The sequence below is a fragment of the Scytonema sp. HK-05 genome, assembly GCF_963872035.1.
Taxonomy (GTDB): domain Bacteria; phylum Cyanobacteriota; class Cyanobacteriia; order Cyanobacteriales; family Nostocaceae; genus Kalymmatonema.
Genome location: NZ_CAWMYC010000106.1, coordinates 25,458 through 48,683, shown reverse-complemented (window position 1 = coordinate 48,683; position 23,226 = coordinate 25,458). Strand labels below are relative to the sequence as shown.

Sequence of the window (23,226 nt, the reverse complement as noted above, 5' to 3'; positions counted from 1 at the left end):
GGTGAATTTATTGGCGAAGTGGCAAGAGTCACTATCCCGGTTAAGAGATTAGATTTAGACACCGCACCCAGGTCAGGGTATATTCTTCGCTCCATGCGTCAGCTGTCGCATTTAGGAGGCTAATATGAACAAACAGGAATCTGCACGTGATTCATTTAATACTAATCTACCATTAATTAACATTAATGCAGCGGGAATTGATATCGGAGCGGATAGACACTGGGTCAGTGTGCCTATTGGACGAGACAGCGAGAATGTACGTAGTTTTGCCTGTTTTACTGCTGACCTTTATGCGATGGCTGACTGGCTGCATCAATGCGGTGTAACAACCGTAGCGATGGAATCTACAGGAGTGTATTGGTTACCAGTATACGAAGTATTGGAAAGCCGTGGGCTTGAGGTCAAACTTGTTAATGCTCACTATGTCAAAACTGTACCTGGTCGTAAAACTGATGTACGCTTATTGCCAATGGCTACAACAGTTACACACTTATGGCTTATTGGCAGGTTCATTTCGTCCAGAAGACCAAATTTGTGTTCTCCGTAGTTACATCCGCCAACGCGATAACCTAATTAAAAGTACTTGTGTCCATGTACAACGGATGCAAAAAGCGTTGACTGAGATGAATGTACAACTGCATCGGGTAATTAGCAGCAATTGGGTACTACTGGTATGGCAATTATCCGTGCAATTGTTGCCGGAGAACGCGATCCGAAGAAACTAGCGGCTTTCAAAGATGGACGCATCAAAGCTAGCTCGTTAGAAATTGCATCCGCTTTAACAGGTAACTATCGTCCAGAATTGGTGTTCATTCTGCAACAGGAGTTACAACTTTACGAGTTTTACCAACAACAAATTGCTACTTGTGATTTCCAAATTGAGCAGTGTTTAATCTCCTTTGCAGACAAAGTTGATGTGACAAAAAAAACTTTACCTAAACCTAAACGCCGAGGCAAAAAGCAGCCAGGAAATGCACCTCAATTTGACCTGCGTACTCATTTGTATCGGATTAGTGGTGTTGACTTCACTCAAATTAATGGTTTTGGTGCTTTGACCGTACTAATACTGCTTTCTGAGTTAGGTTTAGACCCAACACGCTTTCCTACTGTAAAGCACTTTACCTCAAGGCTCACGGTTTGTGCCCTGGCAGCCGTATCACTGGTGGTAAAGTCAAAAGTTCTAAAACTCGTCCTGTTGTTAACCGGGCCGCCAATGCTTGACCTATGGCTGCACAAACTCTGTGCCGAAGTCACTCTGCTTTGGGAGCATACTATCGACGGGCAGCAGGCACGTTTGGGTGCGCCCAAAGCTTTTTCCCGCTGCCGCACATAAATTAGCACGTCTTTTTTATCGTCTTTGGACATCTGGAGGAGCCTATACAGACCCTGGTATTGATGCCTATGAGCAACAGTATCGCGATCGCACGGTGAAGTATCTCCAGAAAAAAGCTCATACTTTAGGCTTTAATCTCGTTGCTCAATCTACGGCGACGGAATGTGTTTCTTAAGAGATTACAGATAATTAAATCTAAATCGTTATCTTTGAAGTGAAGGTTTAAATCACTCATAGAGCCAGTAATATGTTTTTTGGCTCCATAATTTTTTTTCATTGGGTTAATATCAATCGTCCAGTATTCTTTTTTTTCAAACCATTTTTCATAGTGCTTTGTATAAGAACCACATCCTACAAATAGCACTTTAGTAAATTCTTTTCGCTCAACAAAATAGGCAATAATTTTTTGTTCCAATATGTAGCGATCGTGATTTATGATTGGCATTTCCCAACCAAGAACTGTGTAGGTAACGACTTTTAAGGCTCGCAAAATCATTTTCGGGTTAGTGAACATATGTAATTTTTAACACATAGATACTTGCCAATACGTGTATTACTCCCTTCCCAGTCTAAAATTACCTAAATCTCTCTAACTCTTACCTCTGTGTCCTCTGCGCCTCTGCGGTTTTTTAATTAGGTAATCTTCGGGCGGGAAGGGAGTAAACAGGACAGACTTAAAATTTAAGTTAATAAAAATTTAAATATGAGTAAAAACATGATTGTGCAAGTATGTTTTTACTAGTGGATGTATGTGCTGGTAAAAATAATTATTAAACCTCTTACACTTCTTTATGAATCAATAGAGAAGAACGCACCAACGCAGTATTTTTCCTGATTTATCAGTTTTGTGTTCTGTGTTCTCTCCCCTCACAAAAAATCGTTTTTTTCAAGAAGCCTATTCATCAAGACCGCACGAATTATTTCAGCGCCTTTGGTGAAACTGTACCCTCAAAACTCTTCATCGACAAAAAATTCGCTGTCGTCTGATTCAGAATTCCTTTCCTTGGAACCAGCAAGACCCCAAAGGGGTTGCAGCAGCGCCACCCCAATTATCCCTACGCCAGCACTGAAAGCTAGCACTAAACCTACTGGGATTTGAATGGACTGGAAGGTAAGAAATCTTAAAGATACTGGTTCAGCGTTTTGAACTGCGAGAATGGCTGTTCCCACCACCCATAATGCTACAACTATCGATATCAAAAGATTAGCAAAAGTTTTCATAGGAACCTCACGGGATGCGGGAAACCCTGTGGCTTTAGCCCTGGGAGGGAAGCGGCACGGGGCAATTTATTGCCCGTCGTATTCTCAAAATCCATAATTGTAACCATCTTTTTTGTGAACTGAAACACAGTTTTTATAGCCAATTCCTTGAATTAATCCGTTTGCAGTTGAAATGTTGAAACTTCCAGTAGAACGTACCGCAACCCTACCAACATACGTTCCAATTTTTTTACCAGTCGTGACAACCGCTTTGACAATATCGCCAGTCTGAAAACCATGAACAAATTTATTTTGTGGTACGTAACGAGAAGGAAATCCAAACTTATCAGTACGGCACATTTGACGAGTTCCGTGACCCGTCGCTTTAATTAGCAATGGCTTTTCAGTCAGTATTGAGAGCGTTTCAACTTGACCCACACACGCAGCATCTAGCCAGTGAGTTTTAGCTAATCCTAGTCGAGTGCGGTTGAACTTAGTCAAACCACCTGAGCTAGTTGATATTGATAGACCTGTTTCTTTAAGTCGATTGAATAGCGCCCATCGTGTTGAATTTACAGCCGCTGCATCTTTGAGTGGTTGTTTTGCTTGTGCTTTAATTTTTTTCAACAAATCCGGTTTCTTAGCTAAGAATTGCTCAATATCTTGCGTCCCCTTTTTTAAGTTACATTTCTCACAAGCGAGACTTAGATTATAAATCCGATTTGAGCCTCCTTTGGCTCTCGGATGAATATGTTCAACTTGGAGCGGGATATTTTCAGCGCCGCAATAAGTACATTTTCTATCCCATTTATTGAGAAGATATTCTCTGACCTCGTATCCCCTAAGTTCTCCTTGTTGATACTCGACACCAGAAATTTCAGGATTTTCTAACTGCTGCAAATCAAACCGAACAAGCTCTTGAATAATTGACTTTAGAGGTGTAAGTCGAATGAATTTCTTCACCCAAGTCATAGTTGTTTCCACACGATGTTGCAAGCTAGGTGCTAACCAACCTTTCGGTCTAGTTCGGTTCAAAAATCTGGCTTGACGATAGCGAGTATGCCGAGTTCGCCTACCGCGTCGCAAACTACGGCGGGATTCTAAACTAGCTTTGATTGTTTGACCACGGTGAGTTAGTTCGGCAGCAAAAATAACTTTTGAACCTTGAAGTAAGGCAATACCCGTTGTTTTAGATCCGGGGTCTAATTTGATTGTGATAGGAGCGGGGGTTGTATCTACTTTCTTTTTGAGGATTAGAGTAAATGGATAGCGGCGATATACCGATGCTTTGCCAGATTTAAGTAATGACCTCGCCATTCCGGGTGTACAAGGTGTAAGAGGTTTTAAATCGGCATCTAGAACGAAAACGAAATTAGATTTAGACATGGTTGCGTCTCTCCTGTTTTCACGTTAAGTTAGCTTCTCCCAAGGGGAGACGCTGCGCGAACGACCTTGATATTAGAGCTTGTAAAAAGTGCAACACTGTCTCAGTGACCTTAAGACTGTTTAATTGCAGATGACAGAGCGAGGAGCTAGCTACGCACTCCAGGGTGTCGTGACTCAAATATCGGCTACCTATCTCTAGGTGATCTGGTCAATATGGCTTGCTTGATTTCTCTTGCAAGCCCAGTGTCTTTAGACCTGGGTTATTGACAAACGAGTTATTCTCCCTTGGGTTGTGGTATTTCTCGACCAAAAATAACATCAGTCAGCTAGGGCTTAGGCTACTGTGCAGGCAAACTCCAACAGCTAGAAAGCGAGAATCCTAGGCAACAATAACTGCTTACTGTTTTGTGTAAACTGTTTCAAGCTAATTTGCGATTGGCAATGCCTGTGCCCCTTGGGCAATCGCCTCTGGGGAAAAAAGCATAACTTATGCATATCAGCGTAGGTTACCTGTAAGACAAGGGTTGAGGGGTGTGGCTTCGGGAGCCGTCGTGCCCGCAATTCCTTCTACCGCTGCTACGAACCCCCTTACACCCCATCTTTTACAAAGGCGGTAGTTCTTCCAGAATCGTAAACCGGATGTGATTAATTGCTAACTCCCCAATAGAAATATCTTCTTTGGTGAGCCGTAAACCCTTACTTGTTAAAGTTTCAAAGGTAATTCCTTTGCCAATTTCAATGTGATACCAGGATAAACCCATAAAAAACCGTGTAGGATAAGGTCCATCGTTGCCTATATCATCAGGATTTGATTCCATAGGCAACCAGCCAAAACCAGGTAGGTAGAACTCCAACCAAACATGATTAAAGTCCGGTTGCAGGGGAACGCGCTGGTGTTCAGCATAGGGGGGGCATTTGTAGCGACCTACTGTACGACAGGGAATGCCATTTAAACGGCATAAGGCAAGTAAAACGCCGACATACTCGCCACAGGAACCAACACCCCGTTCTAAAACTATATCTGGAGTGTCAATGTGAGGTTTTATGCCATAGGACAACTCGTCGTAGACATAATTACGGATGCTATACATTTTCCGCAGCAAATTGGTTTCACTACCAACTGCTTCACGCGCGCCGCGGCGGACAATGTTCGTATCCATTGCCAAATCGTCATCATCTACCAAATAGCGGTCTTGAAATTCTGGTGATAGTTCAGGAATATCTTCTACATCTGCTGGGGTGAGGCGATACTTAATTCCCCGGACTTCCAAAAGTGCTTTCCAACCAAAAATATGCCGTTCGCCTGGGGTGAGGGCATCAAATTTAAACACGGCAACACGTTGCCCTTCTATCAGTTCTTCTGTGAAAGGTAGACCAATCGGTTCAACGTGTTTCACCTTTTGGCGATCAGTTTCGGATGGCAGGGCGATACGCCATTCTACCTCTGGTAAATACACCTCTTCTAAGGGCGAGATTTCCTCTAAATAAGACATTTCTATTAGATAGCCATTAGAGAGGGCGTAGCGTTTATCTGGGTTGTAATGGTAATGTAACGGGTGAATAAAAGTGCGATCGCGGTAAGATAACTGATGACTCGGGTCAGCATTGGGGTTATCCCGAACATACGGCTCTTCTGAGGCGTAGGCGATGTAAAGACTTTTCTCGCCCGTTTCGGCATTTTTATGTATTGCTATCCCCGAGGGAGAATCAAACGGCGTCAGCACGCTGAATTGAACTTCCCCAGTCGCCCTGTCAATGCTGTAGACAGTTTGCTCGGTGCGATCGCACACCCAAAGCGTCTCCTCGTCCACTGCCAAACTTTCCACCCCGACCCCAGGGGCATAAAATTTAGTAATTTGTTTTCGCGTATCGCGGTCAAAAATCAGAATGTCCCCCTGCTTTTCACAACTGACGTAGACAGTTGATTCCCAAACAGCAATGCCATCAGCCGGATAAGGCAAGGTGACAAAATGTTCTAAACCCAACGAACTCAGCTTGGACAAATAAACACTATTACCCCGAGTCACCCAAAGAGTATCCTCCCAAACCGAAAGACCCGTTACATCCATAAATTCTCTGACTTGATGGGGATTGAGAATTTTGACGTTGTCAGAGTCCGGCTCAATTTGCAGCAGATGCCCTTTAACAGTATCAATAGCAATCAGTGTATCTTTGATAAAGGCAATGCCACAGAGGGCGGCAGCACCAAGGGGTCGAATTGTCCTTTTGCCAAACATTTGGCTAGTGGATGGAAAACTGGGGAGTGCAAAAGTCATATTAAACTTATTTAGTCAACGGTGTAGCACGCCTAGAATCGAATGCGGAATGTCTTATGTGACAAAATTCCTTACTTCTATTACTCATAATTATCAATATTTTGTGTAATGATATTCCTCCAAAGTCGTAAGCACACTCATGTTACCCGAAGGAGAAAATTGGCAACCGTTAAGAATAACACTTGTACTGTACAGCTTAGTCCTCAACCTAATGTAACTTTGTATTGATGGTATTCCAACCATTGCTAAATTATGATGGAATTTTGTAACCATTCCCTGTGACTTACACGATGTCTGCTCATTCTCTGCCTGAAAAAGCCGCCGCCGTTTGGCATAGTTTGGAAGTTGATAAATCACTGGAACTGCTCAAGACAAACGCAGAGACTGGCTTAACGCCCCAAGAAGTACAACAGCGGTTGCAAAAATATGGCCCCAACGAACTAGAAGAAACTGCTGGACGCAGCGCTTGGGAAATTTTGGTGGATCAGTTCAAAAACATTATGTTGTTGATGCTGATTGCCGTAGCCATAATTTCTGGGGTTTTAGACCTGTTAGCTTGGCAACAAGGCTCGTTGAAACCTGGTGAGTTGCCATTTAAAGATACAATCGCCATTTTAGCGATTGTTGTCCTCAACGGCATACTCGGTTATGTCCAAGAAAGCCGTGCAGAAAAAGCCTTGGCAGCCCTGAAAAAACTCTCCTCTCCCAACGTGCGACTTATTCGCGACGGCAAACCAGTGGAGGTGGTAGCCAAGGATTTGGTGCCAGGAGATGTGATGCTGGTGGAAGCTGGGGTGCAGTTCGCCGCAGACGGACGCCTAATAGAAGAGTCTAACCTGCAAGTGCGAGAATCGGCACTGACAGGTGAAGCCGAAGCGGTTAACAAACGGGCAAAACTTATCTTGCCTGAAGAAACATCATTAGGCGATCGCATTAATTTGGTATTTCAAGGCACTGAAGTCGTCCAAGGACGAGCCAAGATTCTGGTAACCAACACTGGTATGCAAACAGAACTTGGCAAAATTGCCTCCATGTTGCAAGCGGTAGAAAGTGAACCAACCCCCTTGCAACAACGAATGACCCAACTAGGTAACGTCCTAGTCACGGGTTCTTTGATTCTGGTGGCGCTCGTCGTCGCGGGCGGTCTTTTGCGTGGCGGTAACTTACAAGAACTCTTGGAAGTTTCCTTAAGTATGGCAGTTGCTGTCGTGCCAGAAGGTTTACCCGCCGTAATTACCGTTACGCTGGCATTGGGAACCCAGCGGATGGTGCGTCAGAATGCTTTGATTCGCAAACTGCCAGCTGTGGAAACTCTAGGTTCTGTCACCACTATCTGTTCTGATAAAACCGGCACCCTGACTCAGAACAAAATGGTGGTGCAATTAGTTTACACGAATAACAACTCTTTTCGGGTGACGGGTGAAGGATACGCCCCCGTCGGCGAGTTTCAATTGGATAGCAATAACGTCTCGGTAGACCAGTATCCAGAAATCCCGGGTTTGCTTGTCGCCTGTGCCGTTTGTAACGATTCGGTTTTGCAACAGCAAAAAGGGCAATGGACGATTTTGGGAGATCCAACCGAGGGCGCTTTGGTAACCCTAGCGGGGAAAGCTGGTATTGAAAAAGACCAGTGGGAGAGTAAATTGCCCCGTGTTTCTGAATTTCCTTTTTCCTCAGAACGCAAGCGGATGAGCGTAATCTGTCAAGTTGAGGAAGTCAAAACAGGGGTATCATCTTTGAGCGCGGTTGATCCAGCGATCGCTGGGATGTTGAAGTCCGAAAGATACTTAATGTTCACCAAAGGCTCACCAGAACTGATTTTGGCACGTTGCACTCAGATTTATCTGGGTACTAGTTCAGCGCCGTTAACCGATCAGCAACGCCAAAGAATTCTGGCAGAAAATGACACAATGGCGGGTAAAGGTTTACGGGTACTAGGTTTTGCCTACAAACCCCTCAACGAAATCCCGCCAGAAGGGTCAGATGAGGCATCTGAGCAAGGCTTAGTTTGGCTGGGATTGGTAGGAATGCTGGATGCACCCCGCCCAGAGGTGAGGGCAGCAGTGCAAGAATGTCGGGACGCAGGAATTCGACCAGTGATGATCACTGGTGACCACCAACTGACAGCACGAGCCATTGCTACCGATTTAGGTATTGCTCAACAGGATGACCGTGTTCTTATAGGTCAAGAATTGCAGCGGATGAGCGACGCTGAGCTAGAGCAACAGGTTGACTTGGTCAGTATCTACGCCAGGGTTGCCCCCGAACATAAACTGCGAATTGTTCAAGCACTGCAACGCCGAGGTAGATTTGTCGCCATGACAGGCGATGGCGTCAACGATGCCCCCGCCCTCAAACAAGCTGATATCGGCATCGCAATGGGTATCACAGGCACCGATGTGAGCAAGGAAGCCAGTGACATGGTGTTACTTGATGACAACTTTGCCACAATTGTCTCTGCCACCAAGGAAGGTAGAGTTGTTTTCACCAACATCCGCCGCTTTATCAAATACATTCTTGGTAGTAATATTGGCGAAGTTATCACAATTGCCGCTGCACCAATTATCGGGCTGGGAGGGGTTCCCCTTAGCCCCTTGCAAATTCTTTGGATGAACCTGGTGACAGACGGTTTACCTGCACTGGCATTAGCTGTAGAACCTCCTGAACCCGACGTGATGAAACGTCCGCCCTTCAGTCCTCGTGAAAGTATTTTTGCTAGGGGATTGGGTTCTTATATGATTCGCATCGGCATTATCTTTGCCATTATCTCAATTGCCTTGATGTGGTGGGCTTACAACCATACCCATGCAGCTGGGTATCAGGGCGATCCCGATACTTGGAAGACAATGGTATTTACTACCCTATGTCTCGCCCAAATGGGGCATGCTATAGCCATTCGCTCAAATACCCGACTGACTATAGAAATGAATCCCTTCTCAAATCCCTTTGTGCTGGGGGCTGTTGTCATTACGACAATATTACAGTTGATGCTCGTTTACGTGCCGCCCCTACGCGATTTCTTTGGTACCCACTTGCTGAGTCCAACAGAGTTGGGTATTTGCTTTGGTTTTAGTGCTTTGATGTTTGTGTGGATTGAAATTGAGAAGTTATTCCTGCGGTTGATGGGTAAAAAAGCTGTTTAACAGAGGGTTTTACTGGCATTAAAGATACTTCTTGTGGGGTGGGCAGAGGATTGCCCGCCTTTATTAGCGCTGGATAGTCCGCCATTTTTTGAATAGCACAACCCGGTTTATGCCGCCTCTATTTGCATGTTTTTCTCTCTCGAATGCTGTCGCCATTGCTTGCGGGTAACTAGTCATTAATCCCTTGGTTAACCCCTTATGTATCTGAAAACCCTTCACCTGCGACAATTTCGCAACTACAAAGAGCAGCAGGTTGACTTTACTGCTCCCAAAACAATTTTGGTGGGCAATAATGCCCAGGGAAAGTCCAATTTGTTGGAGGCGGTGGAATTGCTGGCAACTTTGCGATCGCATAGAATAGCACGCGATCGCGATTTAGTCCGGGAAGGGGAAGCGACATCTCAAATTCATGCCACTTTAGAACGGCAAACTGGCATCAGCGATCTGACCTTAACTCTCCGTCGAAATGGTCGCCGCACGGTTGCTTTAAATAGTGAGACTCTGCGGCGTCAGATGGACTTTCTCGGTGTCCTCAATGCAGTGCAGTTTTCCAGCTTGGATTTGGATCTGGTGCGCGGTGGTCCTGAAGGTCGCCGCAACTGGCTAGATACTCTGTTAATCCAACTCGAACCCGTATATGCTCACATATTACAGCAGTATCACCAGGTTTTGCGACAGCGCAATGCTTTTTTGAAACATAATGTAGAGACGCGCCACCTCTCGTCTCTACAATCTGAACTGGCTGTGTGGGATGCACAATTAGCTACCACAGGTACACGAGTGATTAGACGACGCGATCGTGCCATACAACGACTAGCCCCTATTGCCAGCGCTTGGCACGCTAGTATCAGTGGCAGTACAGAAATTCTAGAACTTAAGTACTCACCGAATATCTCTTTAGAGCAGAATCATCCAGAACAAATACAGCAGGCTTTTTTAGACAAAATACAGCTGCGTGCTGTTGCCGAGTTGCATCAAGGCACGACGCTTGTCGGTCCCCATCGCGACGAAATAGAATTGACGATTAATCAAACACCCGCTCGTCAATACGGTTCTCAAGGTCAGCAGCGAACTCTTGTACTAGCGTTAAAATTAGCAGAATTGCAACTCATAGAAGAAGTTGTTGGAGAACCACCGCTCCTACTGCTTGATGATGTCTTAGCTGAACTAGATCCATCCCGACAAAATCAGCTGCTTGATACGATTCAAGACCGCTTTCAAACCTTAATCACTACCACACATTTGGGTTCTTTTGATTCCCAATGGCTCAATTCCTCTCAAATTCTTTTTGTGAAAGCTGGAGAGATCTCGCTCATGAGTTATTAGTCATTGAAGAAGGAATCAGAATTGAAGTGGGGATTCAAACCTCCCACCAATTCATCAGATTTTGCTGAAGGGGGTAAGGACTCCGCGACTAGGAACCGGAACTCTACAATTTATACTTAAATCTTGCTTCAACATTGCTGATTACTAAGTACAGCATTTCATTAATTCGTAGCCAATTAAATTTGGTGACACTCTGCGTCCCTCCGCGCTACCTTAGCTACCTGGTGCGTTTAAAAAAGTTACGAACTTATGCAACGCCTGTACTAAGTTCCTAGCTGTGGAGTACTTTTTTAGCTTTCAAATCTTTTAAAAACATTTAGAACTAAAAAAGACAACAACGCACCTATTAATCCTAGCTGCCACCAACCACATCCAGCAGCAATTCCCAAAGCAGCACAAACCCAAATGGCTGCTGCTGAGGTAAGTCCGTGAATTTTACTTCGCGCTGATTCTTGGGAAGATTCACGTAGAATTTCCCCTGCACCAAGAAATCCCACACCAGCTGCAATGCCCTGAATCACTCGTGAGACAGCATCCGCATTCGGTTGATCTGTACCTGTTGCCAGCGATATGAGAGTGAACAAGGCTGCACCAAAACTCACGAGCATATGAGTTCTCAAACCAGCTGGTTTGTGTCTAATTTGGCGTTCTATGCCGATAATTGCCCCAACAAGCAAAGCAAGGCACAGCCTAAAGGTGATGTTCAACCAATCATTGGGTGCAATGTAGTAAATGCTAGGCAATGCTTAATCCTTGTTAATTCCTCATGGAGATTAATATACAATCACTCATGTACCTAATGGTAATATCCTGATAAGCACCTTTTGCGTTGGAAACTCGTTTATTATCATCGTTGTATTTTATCTAAACTCTAACCGCCATAACCACAGGCTAAATCAGCATAATTAAACATAAATGGTGGAAAAATGGTGGAAACTCGTTGTGGTAGTTTTTCAGTAGATGGCAACTGACTATCTGCCATTGATGAATCCGTAACTACTTATATGATTACGGCAATTCCGTGACCGGAGCAACTGACAACAGACAACAAATTAATTGAGTGGACAAACTCTACTGGCTTGATCAAATTAAACTGCAAGACCGCGCCAAAGCTGGTGACAAAGCATATTATTTAAGCAGAATCATGCAACGTGGTTATCCGGTGGTGCCTGGTTTTGTGGTTTCAGCGGAAGTTTTGCGAGAATTTTTAGAAACTCTCAACAGTTCCGAGGCGTTAGTCGCTGACTTACCACATTCTTCCTTACACCTAGATGTCAATAATTGGCGTCAACTTCAGCAGGTTGCTGGGCGCTTACGTCAAGAAATTAGTACTGCTGTTTTGCCAGCGCACCTGTTAAGTACAATCGTTAATGCAGCTAAAGAATTGGAATCTGCATACCTGATTTTTCGACCAAGTTTTGTCGTGCCAACTGCCAGACATGGGATAGGGAATACATCTGGATTACTCGAATCCGAAGTATGTCGATGTGATGAACAAGCGATCGCCCTAGCATTAAAGCGCACCTGGAGCCAGATGTTTCGTGCCAAGAGTTTATTGTACTGGCAATGGGCAGGAATAAAAGTGCAACAAATTAACTTGGGCGTTTTGGTACAACCCTTAAAGAATGCGATCGCCAGTGGCTCATTGAATGCGAACTCCTCTGAATGGGAAATATTAGCTACATCCGGATTAGGACTAGCAATAACTCAAGGTGATGTCTTACCAGATGTTTACTACATCCATCCGGTAACTGGTGCCATCAGAGAGCGGCAACTAGGCAATAAAATGCTGGCTTACTGTGTTAATGATACAGCAGCTGTAGCTAGTTTACAAACCGTGCCAGCTTCGCCGCTTACCTCAGATGACTCAAATCTTGTTACTTACCTATTGGACGAAGACCAGCAAAAACAGTATGCTTTACCAGAAGAATATCTGCAACCACTCATTCAATTGGCAAATCAACTTGTCAAAGAAATAGGTACACATTTTACCTTTGAGTGGACTCTCTCTTGTGACCCAACAAGGACGTTATACCTGACGCAAGTTAGCACCCCTCAAGCCACGATTTCTAATTTCCACTTGCTTAAGGGATTGGCAGCAGCACCGGGACGTGTGACGGCAACTGCTCATGTGATTACTAATTCACAGCAAAAACCAGAGCCACCACCTAAGCGAGTGATTTTAGTAGCACCTACAATAGCGCCTGATTGGTTACCGTTACTACAAAATGCTGCTGGCATTATTACTGAGCAGGGAGGATTAACTAGCCACGCTGCTATTCTTGCCAGAGAATTAGGAATACCAGCGGTTGTACGAGTAGGGCATGCTACAAAAATTATTCAGACTGGTGAAAGATTACTGATTGATGGCGACAAGGGAGAAGTTTATCGTCTCACAAGAGAAGCTGGAGAAGCTGTGGAGAGAGGAAAAGGGGACAAGGGGACAGGGAAACAGGGGGACGTGTTCACAAACCTCTCCGATTCCATCTCTTCATCATCCCCGCATCTGCCGATGATTGGAACTCAACTGCTGGTTAACTTGAGCCAGCCCAGCTTGATAGAGCAAGTGCAAAGCTTACCTGTAGATGGTGTAGGATTATTACGAAGTGAGCTGATGGCTTTGAATATACTAGAAGGGCAACACCCTAATACTTGGGTGCGCGAAGGACATCAGACACAATTGCTTGAGCGTTTGCGTGAGCAAATTATGCAGTTTGCTCGCGCCTTTGCACCAAAACCTGTTTTTTATCGGTCTTTGGATTGGCGTTCTCATGAACTGTTATCTTTTAACGATAGTCTACAATCTTCAACACAGTCTATGCTGGGGGAACGTGGCACCTTCAGCTATTTGCAAAATCCCGCAGTTTTCGAGTTAGAATTGGCTGCTTTGGCAGCTGTACAGAAAGCAGGATATAGCAATGTTCACCTACTGTTACCTTTTGTGCGCACAGTGGAAGAGTTTTCCTTTTGCCGTCAAAAAGTTGAGCAAGCAGAGTTAACTCAGGTACCGCAATTTCAATTATGGATAATGGCAGAAGTGCCAAGCGTGTTATTTTTACTGCCAGAATATGTAAAAGCAGGTGTAGCCGGAATTTCAATTGGTACCAATGACCTAACTCAACTCTTGCTAGGAGTGGATAGAGAGCAAGGACAACTCGCAAAAGCGTTTAATGAACGTCATCCAGTAGTCATGGGTGCTGTTGCTCAACTCATTCAAACGGCAAAAAGTGCAGGGATTCCTTGTTCTATCTGCGGTCAAGCACCAGTACTATATCCTGAAATCATTGAACAACTGGTACGGTGGGGCATCACTTCCATTTCTGTCGAACCAGAAGCTGTTGAGCGGACATATTTGGCGATCGCTCGTGCTGAGCAAAGGATACTTTTAGAAGCAGCACGGCGTCAACTCAATCAATCGACATAGCCCACAGACTTTGTAATATGACACCCAACTATTCCTTGTCTTTTCAAAACTCAATCTTTTTCAATCGGCTACCGTAAATTATTTATCAGAATTGGAACAATTATAGATTTTTATACTTATTCACGTTTGATATTGAAAATAGCTTGCACCAATACTCAGGATGCACCATATTACAGAAGAAGGTTAAGCGATACTTGTGATGAGTAATAGCGAAACATCACACCAAATCTATAATTTGGGTGGTCAATTATTGGTTGCGACTTTGAATCCCCAACCAATCGATTATGAATTATGAATTCTGTCTTGTACATCATTCTTTTCAATAATTCCTCTACCTTAAATAAGGTATTAATTTTAAATAAAAATGTGTTTAGAAGACAATATTTTGATCAAGCCTTCATTGTATTTCTGAATACAGCTTAGCTTTAAATTCAAAACATTCTTTAGATGGAAGTTAAGTGAAGTAGCAAGATTTATGCTTTTTCTATATGGCGTTGATTCTAAAGCTCTAACAGTCATGAAATTTGTTAGAAAATTTGTCACGCAATCTTAACTATTGCCTTTCTAAAACATAAATTCACAAAGCTACTCTATTATGCGTACTTCCTTGCTGCTGGGTCTGGCTACACTACCGATTCTTTTTAGCTGACTCGGGCAGAAGCCCCGCGCTGTAATCTTCGATTCAGCGACGGGATGAATGCCCGGACAAAAAGAGTGCATTCCCCAACCAATATCAACTATCGGTTGATGAGGCAGTGGGAATAGCACTCTTTTTGTCTATCTGTATGGTTGGCAACGAATCAATAAGCTCTTCAAGAACTTGGGTTAAGGTCTTGTCAACGTGAACAGCATACGTACGGATCTTGTTAAGTCTACGCTCACTTATTCTCATTTTTAATTGTTTATTCTTCATATAGTTACCCCAAAAAGTACACATTTATGTTACCATTAGTATACAAAGGAGGTGATTAAAAGTGTTGAAAGCAATAAAGGTCAGACTATACCCAACAACCGAACAAGAAATAGCTCTAGCCAAATCGTTTGGTTGCGCGAGGTGGTATTGGAATTACGCCCTTAATGCTTGCATTCAACACTATTCAGAAACTGGTAAATCTCTAAATTTAAGTGTTTACAAAGCTTACTTGCCTCAATTAAAAGTAGAGTATCCTTGGTTAAAAGAGGATTGTTATTCGGCTGTTTTGCAGTGCGTAGCAATCAATCTAAACAAGGCATATGCGAACTTTTTTGAAGGTCGTGCTAAGTTCCCGAGGTTCAAGTCAAAGCATCACAAACAATCAATCCAGTATCCTCAAAACGTTAAGATTGTGGGTGATTGCTTAGAAGTTCCCAAGATTGGTGTTATTAAAGCAGTCTTTCATAGATCCATTGAAGGGAAACTTAAGACAGTCACTATCAGTAAGACTCCTACAGAGAAATACTTCGCCTCTATTTTGTGTGAAGTGGAAGAAGGTGGCGGTCAATCGTCTGGCGACAAGATATTGGGCATAGATTTGGGTATTAAAGATTTCGCTATTGTTCATGATGGAGAACAAATTACAAAGCACTCGAATCCGAAATATTTAAAACGTCATGAGAAGAATCTAGCCAGGAAACAGAAAAAGTTTGCGCGTAAAGTTAAAGGTAGTAACTCAAGAAACAAATATAAAAAACTTGTAGCCAAGGTTCATGAACGAGTATCAAATTCCCGCCAGGATTTTCTGCATAAACTGAGCAGAAAACTGGTAGACGAAAGCCAAGTTATCGTTGTAGAAAACCTCAACGTTAAGGGACTGGTACGGAACCGGAAGCTGTCACGCGTCAATATCCGACGTGGGTTGGGGAATGTTCGTCAACTTCCTTGATTACAAGTTAAAAGCTGCATATGGTCAGCTTGTAGAGATTGGCAGATTTTTCCCTAGCTCAAAAACTTGTTCATGCTGCGATCATGTTCTTGATGGGTTAACGCTCGATATACGTGAATGGGATTGCCCATCGTGTAAAACTCATCATGACCGTGATGGTAATGCAGCGCTGAACATCAGGAATGAAGGATTAAGGATATTGCAAAATAATGGCGGAGGGAACCCCGTTATTGCTGATAGAGGCTGTGTAAGACCACCTACCCGTAAGGGCAAGGGGCAACGGTCTATGAAATCAGAAGCCCACACCGACAGACGTTAGGGTCGGTGCTGGGTAGTTCACTGGGTTATCAGCTCAAGCTGAGACTGTAAAATCTGCCAATTCTGGGGCGATTGTGCAAAGCGCAGTGCCAGAGGCGATTGCCCAAGGGGCAGTGGCAAAGCCAATCGCAATTGTTGAAAGTCAAAGGCTGAGTTTTCCAAAAACCGCGCCTCAATCTCATTCCGCTAGAACTTTGGCTCAATTAGTCAGTCCAATCGCTGTTAATTCTGCTGCCAAGCCTATCCCAGGAAAAGCTCTGACTTCTGCCTCTGCTCTGTTGGCTCGACCTTCTAAAACTGTAGCTCCTATGGCTCAAGTTGATACGACGACACTTCAGCTGATTTCCTCATCACTGGTGGTGTAGATGTTCCTTTGTCACCCCGATTTACGGCGACTGCTGCCGTAAATGTAACGGCTTTTGATGAGGCTGCTGTGGGGCTGTTAATCGGCATCGGCTACAACTTTTCAGGATTCTAGAGTTACCGCAATACTAAAGCAAAGAACTTGACACTCCCACGGCTCATCAGTCAGTACCAATCCGGGTGCTACAACATTAGCACGAATTCCGTGGGGACCCAGTTCCAATGCGAGGCTCTTTATAAAAGCATTTAATCCAGATTTTGCCGTGCTATGGGCAGAGAATCCCTCACTAGGAGAGCGAGACACGCTACTGCTCACTGCAATAATGCAACCCCGCTTCTGTTCAATCATGGATGGAACAACTGCCTTGCAAGGAAAAAAAGCACCTTTGAGTTCTCCAACCAGTTTTGCTTCAAAATCTTCCCAGCGATACTCTATGAAGGGAGCAATAGGAAACCCAGCATTGGCATTGATCACCAGCGTATCAATTGGACCAAACGCCTCTGCAACCTGTTGCACCATTGCGTCTACTTGCTGAGGATCTCTCACATCTGCCTTGACGGCTAGCGCTTGACCCCCTTCTGATGTAATCGCTTCCACCACCTGCCCAGCAGCTTCTTCACTGCCATAATAATTAACACCAACGGCTGCCCCGTGGCGTGCCAGTAGTTTAGCAGTGGCTGCACCAATCCCGCGACTCGCTCCTGTAATGAGAACGACGCGATCGCTCATCAATTTCTGATTGTCTAAAATTTGATCTGTTTGAGCCTGTGTAGCAACCATAGGTAATTTCCTTTCACGCTGTTAAGTATTTAATGGCTCTTGACTAGTGGTGAGGGTTGGTTCCACCTGCCGGAAAACACAAATTCTTCTAAGGGCTTGTCGTCATAGTCCTCCATTGTCATGGTTTCCATTGGACCAACAATGTCAGTACCCGCGTTGTTGATCAGGATGTTGATCGCTCCAAAGCGATCGCGCACCTGCTGCACCATCTGCTCAACCTGAGTTTGATCCGTCACATTACAAGGGAGAACCAGAACCTCTCCACCTCGTTGCTCTAGCTCAGTCCGCGCCCGTTCCAGTTCTGTTGTGTCACGCGCACAGATTGCCAAACGTGCGCCTGCCTCAATCAACTGGCGCGCCATCACCAGACCTAACCCCCGTGAACCTCCTGTCATCAGTACGGTCTTGCCGTTCAGGTCATATGTACGTTCCCGCCACCAGCGATCCAACAAAAGTGAACTCAGCAATGTACCAATGATGCCTGCTGTAAAAATAAGTAAATTCTGATAGTTTAGATTCATAAATAGCCAGTTCCTAATGATAATGCTTGCGGTTGATGTTTAAATCAGCCCCAATGTCTTGAAGATCTTAAATTGAAAAGTGCTATGGCTGATCCTAAATCCGCTCTTAAGGAGCTTCCCTCTTGCTAAAGTTGTGCTACCTAAGCGAGCGAGCTACCAAAAGGGGTAAAGCAGTTTTAAGTTTGGATGTATCAGCCCAAACACCATAGCCTTGATCTCCTTGGGGTGGCTCCTTTGAAGCATTACCCACTAACTACACTTGGTTTTATTGCCACTTTGGTCAAAACGTGCTATAATTGACAATAGTATTTATGCGTGTAGCACTTGTGCCAAAAGTGACACAGTGCTTTACATTTATTTACCGAAGAAAACCGAAGAAAAATTCAGAATTCAGGAACCAGAATCCAGCTTGGGGATTCTTTAGACTGGATGTCCAAGGGAGATTTAGAGCAAGCGATTTTACAGTTTTGTGAATAAAGACAAATATCTACGCTTGAAACCCCTGACTTGATTGCTGGAGTATTCTGACTCCTGACTCCTAATTCCTTTTCATCCCTAGTAGTCGTTCATCCTCCGACATGGATGGCAGGACGGCGCTCAGGATCTTTCTCAGCTTTACGAAGAACTTCACGCGTAACCACAGCAATATCCCCCTCACCAAACAAGATAAAGCGGAGCAAGTATTGTATCGGGTTTCCCTCAACCCAACCAAAATAAGCATGCGGAATCTTACCCGTTTGGTCGCGAATGTAGAGAAGTAAAGCGGCGATCGCGTTAGGGACGGCTGCACTCTCAGCACGCAGGATGCGGTACTGATCGACCTCGACCCCTTTAACTCTGATTATGTTTGCAAATTCTGAAGCATCAGATACCTGAATCTCTAGAAACAAGATCGGATCGCTGAGCGGAATATGGTTGTCCTCGCGCACCTCTTGCTCCTTTAAAGCATACTCTCGTATATCGCCCTTATTCAATCGGTTGGCAATCAGTCGTATCGCACCCCGGCTCTCTTCAGCAATGAACAGACGAGCATTTTCGTCAATTTCGATCCGTTCCAGTCGAAGTTCGGTGGATCGCCACACGCGTGAAACCAGCGAGCTGAGGATGATAGCACCGATGAAGAACGCAGCGATCCTAATCCCCTCGGGTCTCTCGATGATATTGACAACAGTGGTATACACAAACAGCAGCGTAATGATTCCAAAAGCGAGCCTTCCTCGCTTGAGTCTGTGGCGATGGGCTGATAAGGTCACAGCAAACGCAGCCGAGGTGATCAACACAAGCACGCCAGTTGCGTAAGCCCCACCTTGAGCTTCCACATTAGCTTTGAAGAGAATTGTGACAACAAAAGCAATAGCTGTATAGACTAACACCAGAGGTCGCGCTGTCCGTGCCCAATTCGGTGCCATGCCATAGCGCGGCAGGTAGCGGGGTACGATATTGAGAAGCCCTGCCATTGCGGATGCACCTGCAAACCAGAGAATGGTGATGGTACTTATATCGTAAATTGTGCCAAAGCCATTGCCTAGATACTGATGCGCTAAATAGGCGAGGGCACGCCCACTTGCCTTGCCCCCGGTTTGAAATTCTGCTGCTGGAATCAGTAGAGTCGTTACAAAGCTGCTGGTGAGCAAAAAGAAGCTCATGATCCCAGCAGCAACTGTGAGCAGCTTGTGCGTATTGCGAATGCGTCCTTTGGGCTGTCGGGAGGTGTCGCTGCTGCTGCCCTGCACCAGAGGCATAACCGTCACGCCAGTCTCAAAGCCTGACAATCCCAAAGCAAGCTTTGGGAATACCAGGACGGCTACGCCAAGCATGATCAAAGGGTTGTGATGGGTAGCAAAAAGAGTAGTCTGCCAATCAGCGATCGCAGAAGGTTGATTCAGAATCTGATACAAACCGACGCTCACGACAACGAAATTCAACACTAGATAGATTCCAACCAAAAAGACTGCAATACTGATCGCTTCTCGGAAACCTCTGAGGAAAACTGCGGCTAGCAATGCCACGAGTACCAGCGTAATACCGACCTGCTGATTGTGAAGCCAACTTGGCACGAGCGGATTTTCGATGATATGGGCAGTAGCATCAGCAGCCGAAAGGGTAATGGTAATGATGAAGTCGGTTCCTACAAAGCCGAGTAGGCAGAGTACAAATAGCTTGCCTTGCCACCAGGGGAGCAAGTGTTCGAGCATAGCAATTGACCCTTCGCCATGAGGACTTTTGGCAGCAACGCGGCGATAAATCGGCAATGCCCCAAACAGCGTCAGCAAAACCAGAATCAGGGTTGCCACAGGAGAGAGAGAGCCTGCTGCCAATGCTGCAATACCAGGTTGATAGCCAAGCGTCGAGAAATAATCTACACCTGTCAAGCACATAACCTGCCACCAAGGATGGCTGCGGTGTTGTTCTTCTTTGCGGTAGGGTCCTTCCTTCTCGTTTCGGTCTTCTTCGAGCAACCAGTTGATGAACTTTGTGCCGATCCTTTTTGTTGGAACGATTGATTTAGCCATCAAACGCTACTCCTGCTGTACAGCTACATTTATATAATTTGGCGCTACGATACATAGCTCTCATAATTATCTCTTTCTAAGAACTAAACTCCTTGAGTAGAGATAACACACCCGCTTTGAGAAGGATTTTCGTTGTGTCCCAATTTTAAAAGCCCAAATCATCAGTCCACAATGTTGATTTTCCCGAGGACTTTCTCTCTTGAGCTATAACAAGCAATGCAGAGGCGCATTTATGTTTGGAAATAGGAGTATCTAAAGTGAGAACCTATGATTAACAAAAAGGTCGCGCTGGTTACAGGAGCATCATCCGGGTTTGGACAGTTAACCGCTCATCTACTTGCTCAAGAGGGTTACTGTGTCTTCGGCACCAGTCGCAAGCAACATTCCGCCTCGCAGGGTGTAGAAATGCTGACGCTGGATGTAAAATCTGACGACTCAGTACAATCGTGTATAAAACAGTTGCTTGCACAAACTAACCGCATTGATTTGCTGATCAATAATGCCGGACAAATACACGCTAGCGTGATTGAGGAAACAAGCTTAGAACAAGCCAAGGATATTTTTGAAACAAACTTCTGGGGTGTTGTCCGCCTCACCAATGCCGTTTTACCAACGATGAGACAGCAGCGTAGCGGGCATATTATCAATATGAGTTCGCTGGGGGGATTGGTAGGGGCAGTCGGTCAAGGTTTTTACTCAGCAAGTAAGTTTGCACTCGAAGGTTATAGTGAAGCACTCAGTGTGGAATTAGACCCTTTCAATATCAAAGTGTCTTTAATTGAGCCTGGTTATTTCAAGACCAACTTTAATCACGCCATGTCGCAAGGAACCTGCACTTATGCCGATTACGACACTGTACGTGATGTGCTGCCCTCATCAATCAGTCAGGCAATTGCACGAGGTGATAATCCCGAAAAAGTTGCACGGATGATTCTTAGGGTGGTACAAAGCCAGTCGCCGCGATTGCGGTATCGTGTTGGCAATCAGGCATGGGTGCCTGCTTTGAGAGCTATTCTACCAGATAGGCTGTTCCGACTGAGTGCGCGCAAGTTCTTGAACCTGCCTTGACACTCCCCTAGCTATCAAAACACGGCGTTAGCTCGTTTTGATGTAAAGCCAGGGAATTCTAGGCTCAAGGTCGAAACTTGTTCAACCAGGATTGCTCCAGACTGAATATATAAGTAATTAAGCGGACTTGATATTAGACACCAGAGGGAAATGTCTCCGGCGGTTCTGTCATCTGGGAATCGGGGCTGCGATCAAGAGGTTCTACGCCTCTTGTGTCATCAATGTGAATCACTGCATCAAACTGTTCGGGGAGTCGTGCATAGAAGTAGTGGCTAATACGCTCGGTTTTGGGCAGGTAAATCACACCAATTGCCCGCTCTAATCGAGGTTCTTGCAGTCCTGTGACTGCTTGATTATCTTGTCGCAAATCCAGTAAAAACCGAGGCAAACCTGTATCGTGAAACAAAGCTTCATAACTACCTAACAATGCCGGACGAACTTGTTTGAGTTGTGTCACACCACCCCAACGAGAAGCAGCCGTGACCGTGCCCGTGTAGGTGCTAAAGCCTACAAGTACAGCATCACGACCATATTTTTCGCGCACAAGCTGCCCCACGTTCAGTTCACCCGCATCTCCCATGTCGGTTGCTCGCGCATCACCCAAGTGAGAGTTATGCTCCCAAACTACAACCTTTGTACGGTTGCCCTGTGTATCTAAATGGGCAACGAGATGATCTAAGGTTTCTGCCATGTGGCGAATGCGCAAAGCGCACGCTACGCGAACGCGGACATTCCATGACGATACCCGCCCCTGAAACATCGAGCGGTAGTATTCCTCGGCATCCTTCACCAGTCGGGCGTTCTGTTCAGCATAGAAAAACTCGTCTTCTGCAACCCGCCCATCGCGCCCTGCATACTCCGCAGTCTTACGTTGCAACTCCATCAATTGATTGACAGCTTCTTTCTCGCAAGACTCGCTCAGACCAAAACTGGCAGCATACCCATAAGCCTGGGAGTCTTCGCCAAAGTGTCCTAAGCACGAATAGCGGTGGCGTGCCCGTTCTGCGGCTTCTGGGTCAACCTTGTCCAAATAACCCACAACCTCTTCTATTGAGGCATGCATACTGTAAAGGTCAAGCCCATAAAAGCCAACCTTCGTTGCATTCTGTGGTAAGGCATCATTATATTGGCGTAGCCAGCCGATAAAATTCACCACATCGGTGTTACGCCACATCCAAGCGGGGAAGCCTTGGAAGCCGCCCAATGCTTCAGCAGGCGTAGGGTCATCATTGACTCCGCGCACATAGCGATTGATACGGTAGGCATCGGGCCAATCTGCTTCTACTGCTACAGCTGTAAAGCCTTTCTCTTGAATCAGGCGTTTGGTAATCTCTGCTCGTTGTTCGTAAAACTCATGGGTGCCGTGAGAAGCTTCACCAATAAGTACAAAACGAGCATCGCCAATGAGTTCCATCAGTGGGTCATAATCTTCGACTGCACCCGTAAGTGGATGCGCTGTTTGACGCACTGCATCACTTAGTTTCGTTATGCTTGCATTTGACATGATTCTAAACCTAATAACTACTTACCCTTATTCACAGCCCCTTGGAGCAGCTTACAAATCTCTTCATCAAGAGTCTAAGACCATAAAAAGGGTGGGGATTTTAGTGTAATAGAAGGTAATATATACAGTGTTTCAAAACTGCTTATCTTATAGACTCATTTTAGATACATAGAAGTCATTTCTCCTCTTACTCTAGTGGTGTTACTAA

At 45.1% G+C, this 23,226-nt stretch carries 16 protein-coding genes and 1 pseudogene; 8 read left to right on the top strand and 9 right to left on the bottom strand.

All coding sequences use genetic code 11. The features are described from left to right. The first annotated feature begins 124 nt into the window (after positions 1-124). Positions 125-1,508 (top strand): annotated as a pseudogene (locus AACT52_RS19885) (IS110 family transposase). Here the strand turns inward: AACT52_RS19885 and AACT52_RS19880 are convergent. From AACT52_RS19880 to AACT52_RS19865, 4 genes are all read right to left on the bottom strand, one after another. Then, on the bottom strand, positions 1,458-1,829 hold the full coding sequence (locus tag AACT52_RS19880; protein ID WP_339374997.1) for a hypothetical protein: 372 nt from the start codon (positions 1,827-1,829) through the stop codon (positions 1,458-1,460). The pseudogene AACT52_RS19885 and the gene AACT52_RS19880 overlap by 51 nt on opposite strands. 452 nt (positions 1,830-2,281) lie before the next feature. Next, positions 2,282-2,554 (bottom strand): lipopolysaccharide assembly protein LapA domain-containing protein, encoded by a 273-nt coding sequence (locus AACT52_RS19875; RefSeq protein ID WP_073633004.1) that lies wholly within the window; start codon positions 2,552-2,554, stop codon positions 2,282-2,284. 84 nt (positions 2,555-2,638) lie between these two features. After that, positions 2,639-3,919 (bottom strand): RNA-guided endonuclease IscB, encoded by a 1,281-nt coding sequence (gene iscB / locus AACT52_RS19870; protein ID WP_073633003.1) that lies wholly within the window; start codon positions 3,917-3,919, stop codon positions 2,639-2,641. Between the two features lie 602 nt (positions 3,920-4,521). Continuing rightward, positions 4,522-6,195, bottom strand: coding sequence for a transglutaminase domain-containing protein (locus AACT52_RS19865; RefSeq protein ID WP_073633002.1), 1,674 nt, complete (start codon positions 6,193-6,195; stop codon positions 4,522-4,524). A gap of 290 nt (positions 6,196-6,485) precedes the next feature. Between AACT52_RS19865 and AACT52_RS19860 the strand changes: the two genes are divergently transcribed. Then, the gene (locus AACT52_RS19860; RefSeq protein WP_073633001.1) at positions 6,486-9,338 is read left to right on the top strand and encodes a cation-translocating P-type ATPase; all 2,853 of its coding nucleotides are present in this window, start codon (positions 6,486-6,488) and stop codon (positions 9,336-9,338) included. A gap of 198 nt (positions 9,339-9,536) precedes the next feature. Further along, positions 9,537-10,664: a DNA replication/repair protein RecF gene (gene recF / locus AACT52_RS19855; RefSeq protein WP_073633000.1), complete on the top strand. Its 1,128-nt coding sequence runs from the start codon at positions 9,537-9,539 to the stop codon at positions 10,662-10,664. 290 nt (positions 10,665-10,954) lie between these two features. Here the strand turns inward: recF and AACT52_RS19850 are convergent, their stop codons facing one another. Then, positions 10,955-11,407 (bottom strand): MgtC/SapB family protein, encoded by a 453-nt coding sequence (locus AACT52_RS19850; RefSeq protein WP_073632999.1) that lies wholly within the window; start codon positions 11,405-11,407, stop codon positions 10,955-10,957. A gap of 317 nt (positions 11,408-11,724) precedes the next feature. Between AACT52_RS19850 and AACT52_RS19845 the strand changes: the two genes are divergently transcribed. The 4 genes from AACT52_RS19845 (at position 11,725) to AACT52_RS19830 (ending at position 16,633) form a co-directional block, all read left to right on the top strand. Then, on the top strand, positions 11,725-14,088 hold the full coding sequence (locus AACT52_RS19845; RefSeq protein ID WP_073632998.1) for a putative PEP-binding protein: 2,364 nt from the start codon (positions 11,725-11,727) through the stop codon (positions 14,086-14,088). A gap of 974 nt (positions 14,089-15,062) precedes the next feature. Beyond that, positions 15,063-15,950: an RNA-guided endonuclease InsQ/TnpB family protein gene (locus AACT52_RS19840; protein ID WP_337251626.1), complete on the top strand. Its 888-nt coding sequence runs from the start codon at positions 15,063-15,065 to the stop codon at positions 15,948-15,950. After that, on the top strand, positions 15,931-16,269 hold the full coding sequence (locus AACT52_RS19835) for a zinc ribbon domain-containing protein (RefSeq protein ID WP_337251625.1): 339 nt from the start codon (positions 15,931-15,933) through the stop codon (positions 16,267-16,269). Before AACT52_RS19840 ends, AACT52_RS19835 begins: the two co-directional genes overlap by 20 nt. A 73-nt stretch (positions 16,270-16,342) precedes the next feature. Then, a complete protein-coding gene (locus AACT52_RS19830; RefSeq protein ID WP_073632997.1) occupies positions 16,343-16,633 on the top strand; it encodes a hypothetical protein in 291 nt (96 codons plus the stop codon). 101 nt (positions 16,634-16,734) lie between these two features. On the opposite strand, the gene AACT52_RS19825 is transcribed toward AACT52_RS19830, so the two are convergent. From AACT52_RS19825 to AACT52_RS19815, 3 genes are all read right to left on the bottom strand, one after another. Beyond that, positions 16,735-17,412, bottom strand: a complete 678-nt coding sequence (locus AACT52_RS19825) for an SDR family NAD(P)-dependent oxidoreductase (protein ID WP_083630425.1) — start codon at positions 17,410-17,412, stop codon at positions 16,735-16,737. A gap of 29 nt (positions 17,413-17,441) precedes the next feature. Beyond that, positions 17,442-17,933 carry an SDR family NAD(P)-dependent oxidoreductase gene (locus tag AACT52_RS19820; protein ID WP_083630423.1) on the bottom strand — a complete coding sequence of 164 codons (492 nt, stop codon included), beginning with the start codon at positions 17,931-17,933 and terminating at the stop codon, positions 17,442-17,444. A 566-nt stretch (positions 17,934-18,499) separates the two neighbouring features. Next, complete coding sequence (locus tag AACT52_RS19815) at positions 18,500-20,446, bottom strand: amino acid transporter (RefSeq protein WP_073632996.1); 1,947 nt, start codon at positions 20,444-20,446, stop codon at positions 18,500-18,502. Between the two features lie 267 nt (positions 20,447-20,713). On the opposite strand from AACT52_RS19815, the gene AACT52_RS19810 reads away from it, so the two are divergent. Then, a complete protein-coding gene (locus AACT52_RS19810) occupies positions 20,714-21,514 on the top strand; it encodes an SDR family NAD(P)-dependent oxidoreductase (RefSeq protein ID WP_073632995.1) in 801 nt (266 codons plus the stop codon). Positions 21,515-21,647: 133 nt separating this feature from the next. Here AACT52_RS19810 and AACT52_RS19805 read toward each other — a convergent pair whose 3' ends face one another. Continuing rightward, positions 21,648-23,018 carry an erythromycin esterase family protein gene (locus AACT52_RS19805; protein WP_073632994.1) on the bottom strand — a complete coding sequence of 457 codons (1,371 nt, stop codon included), beginning with the start codon at positions 23,016-23,018 and terminating at the stop codon, positions 21,648-21,650. Positions 23,019-23,226: the final 208 nt, after the last annotated feature.

Coding starts and splice junctions, on each gene's coding strand:
- AACT52_RS19880 (WP_339374997.1), bottom strand. CDS start 1,829: ATGATTTTGCGAGCCTTAAAAGTCGTTACCTACACAGTTCTTGGTTGG.
- AACT52_RS19875 (WP_073633004.1), bottom strand. CDS start 2,554: ATGAAAACTTTTGCTAATCTTTTGATATCGATAGTTGTAGCATTATGG.
- iscB (WP_073633003.1), bottom strand. CDS start 3,919: ATGTCTAAATCTAATTTCGTTTTCGTTCTAGATGCCGATTTAAAACCT.
- AACT52_RS19865 (WP_073633002.1), bottom strand. CDS start 6,195: ATGACTTTTGCACTCCCCAGTTTTCCATCCACTAGCCAAATGTTTGGC.
- AACT52_RS19860 (WP_073633001.1), top strand. CDS start 6,486: ATGTCTGCTCATTCTCTGCCTGAAAAAGCCGCCGCCGTTTGGCATAGT.
- recF (WP_073633000.1), top strand. CDS start 9,537: ATGTATCTGAAAACCCTTCACCTGCGACAATTTCGCAACTACAAAGAG.
- AACT52_RS19835 (WP_337251625.1), top strand. CDS start 15,931: ATGTTCGTCAACTTCCTTGATTACAAGTTAAAAGCTGCATATGGTCAG.
- AACT52_RS19825 (WP_083630425.1), bottom strand. CDS start 17,412: ATGGTTGCTACACAGGCTCAAACAGATCAAATTTTAGACAATCAGAAA.
- AACT52_RS19820 (WP_083630423.1), bottom strand. CDS start 17,933: ATGAATCTAAACTATCAGAATTTACTTATTTTTACAGCAGGCATCATT.
- AACT52_RS19815 (WP_073632996.1), bottom strand. CDS start 20,446: ATGGCTAAATCAATCGTTCCAACAAAAAGGATCGGCACAAAGTTCATC.
- AACT52_RS19810 (WP_073632995.1), top strand. CDS start 20,714: ATGATTAACAAAAAGGTCGCGCTGGTTACAGGAGCATCATCCGGGTTT.
- AACT52_RS19805 (WP_073632994.1), bottom strand. CDS start 23,018: ATGTCAAATGCAAGCATAACGAAACTAAGTGATGCAGTGCGTCAAACA.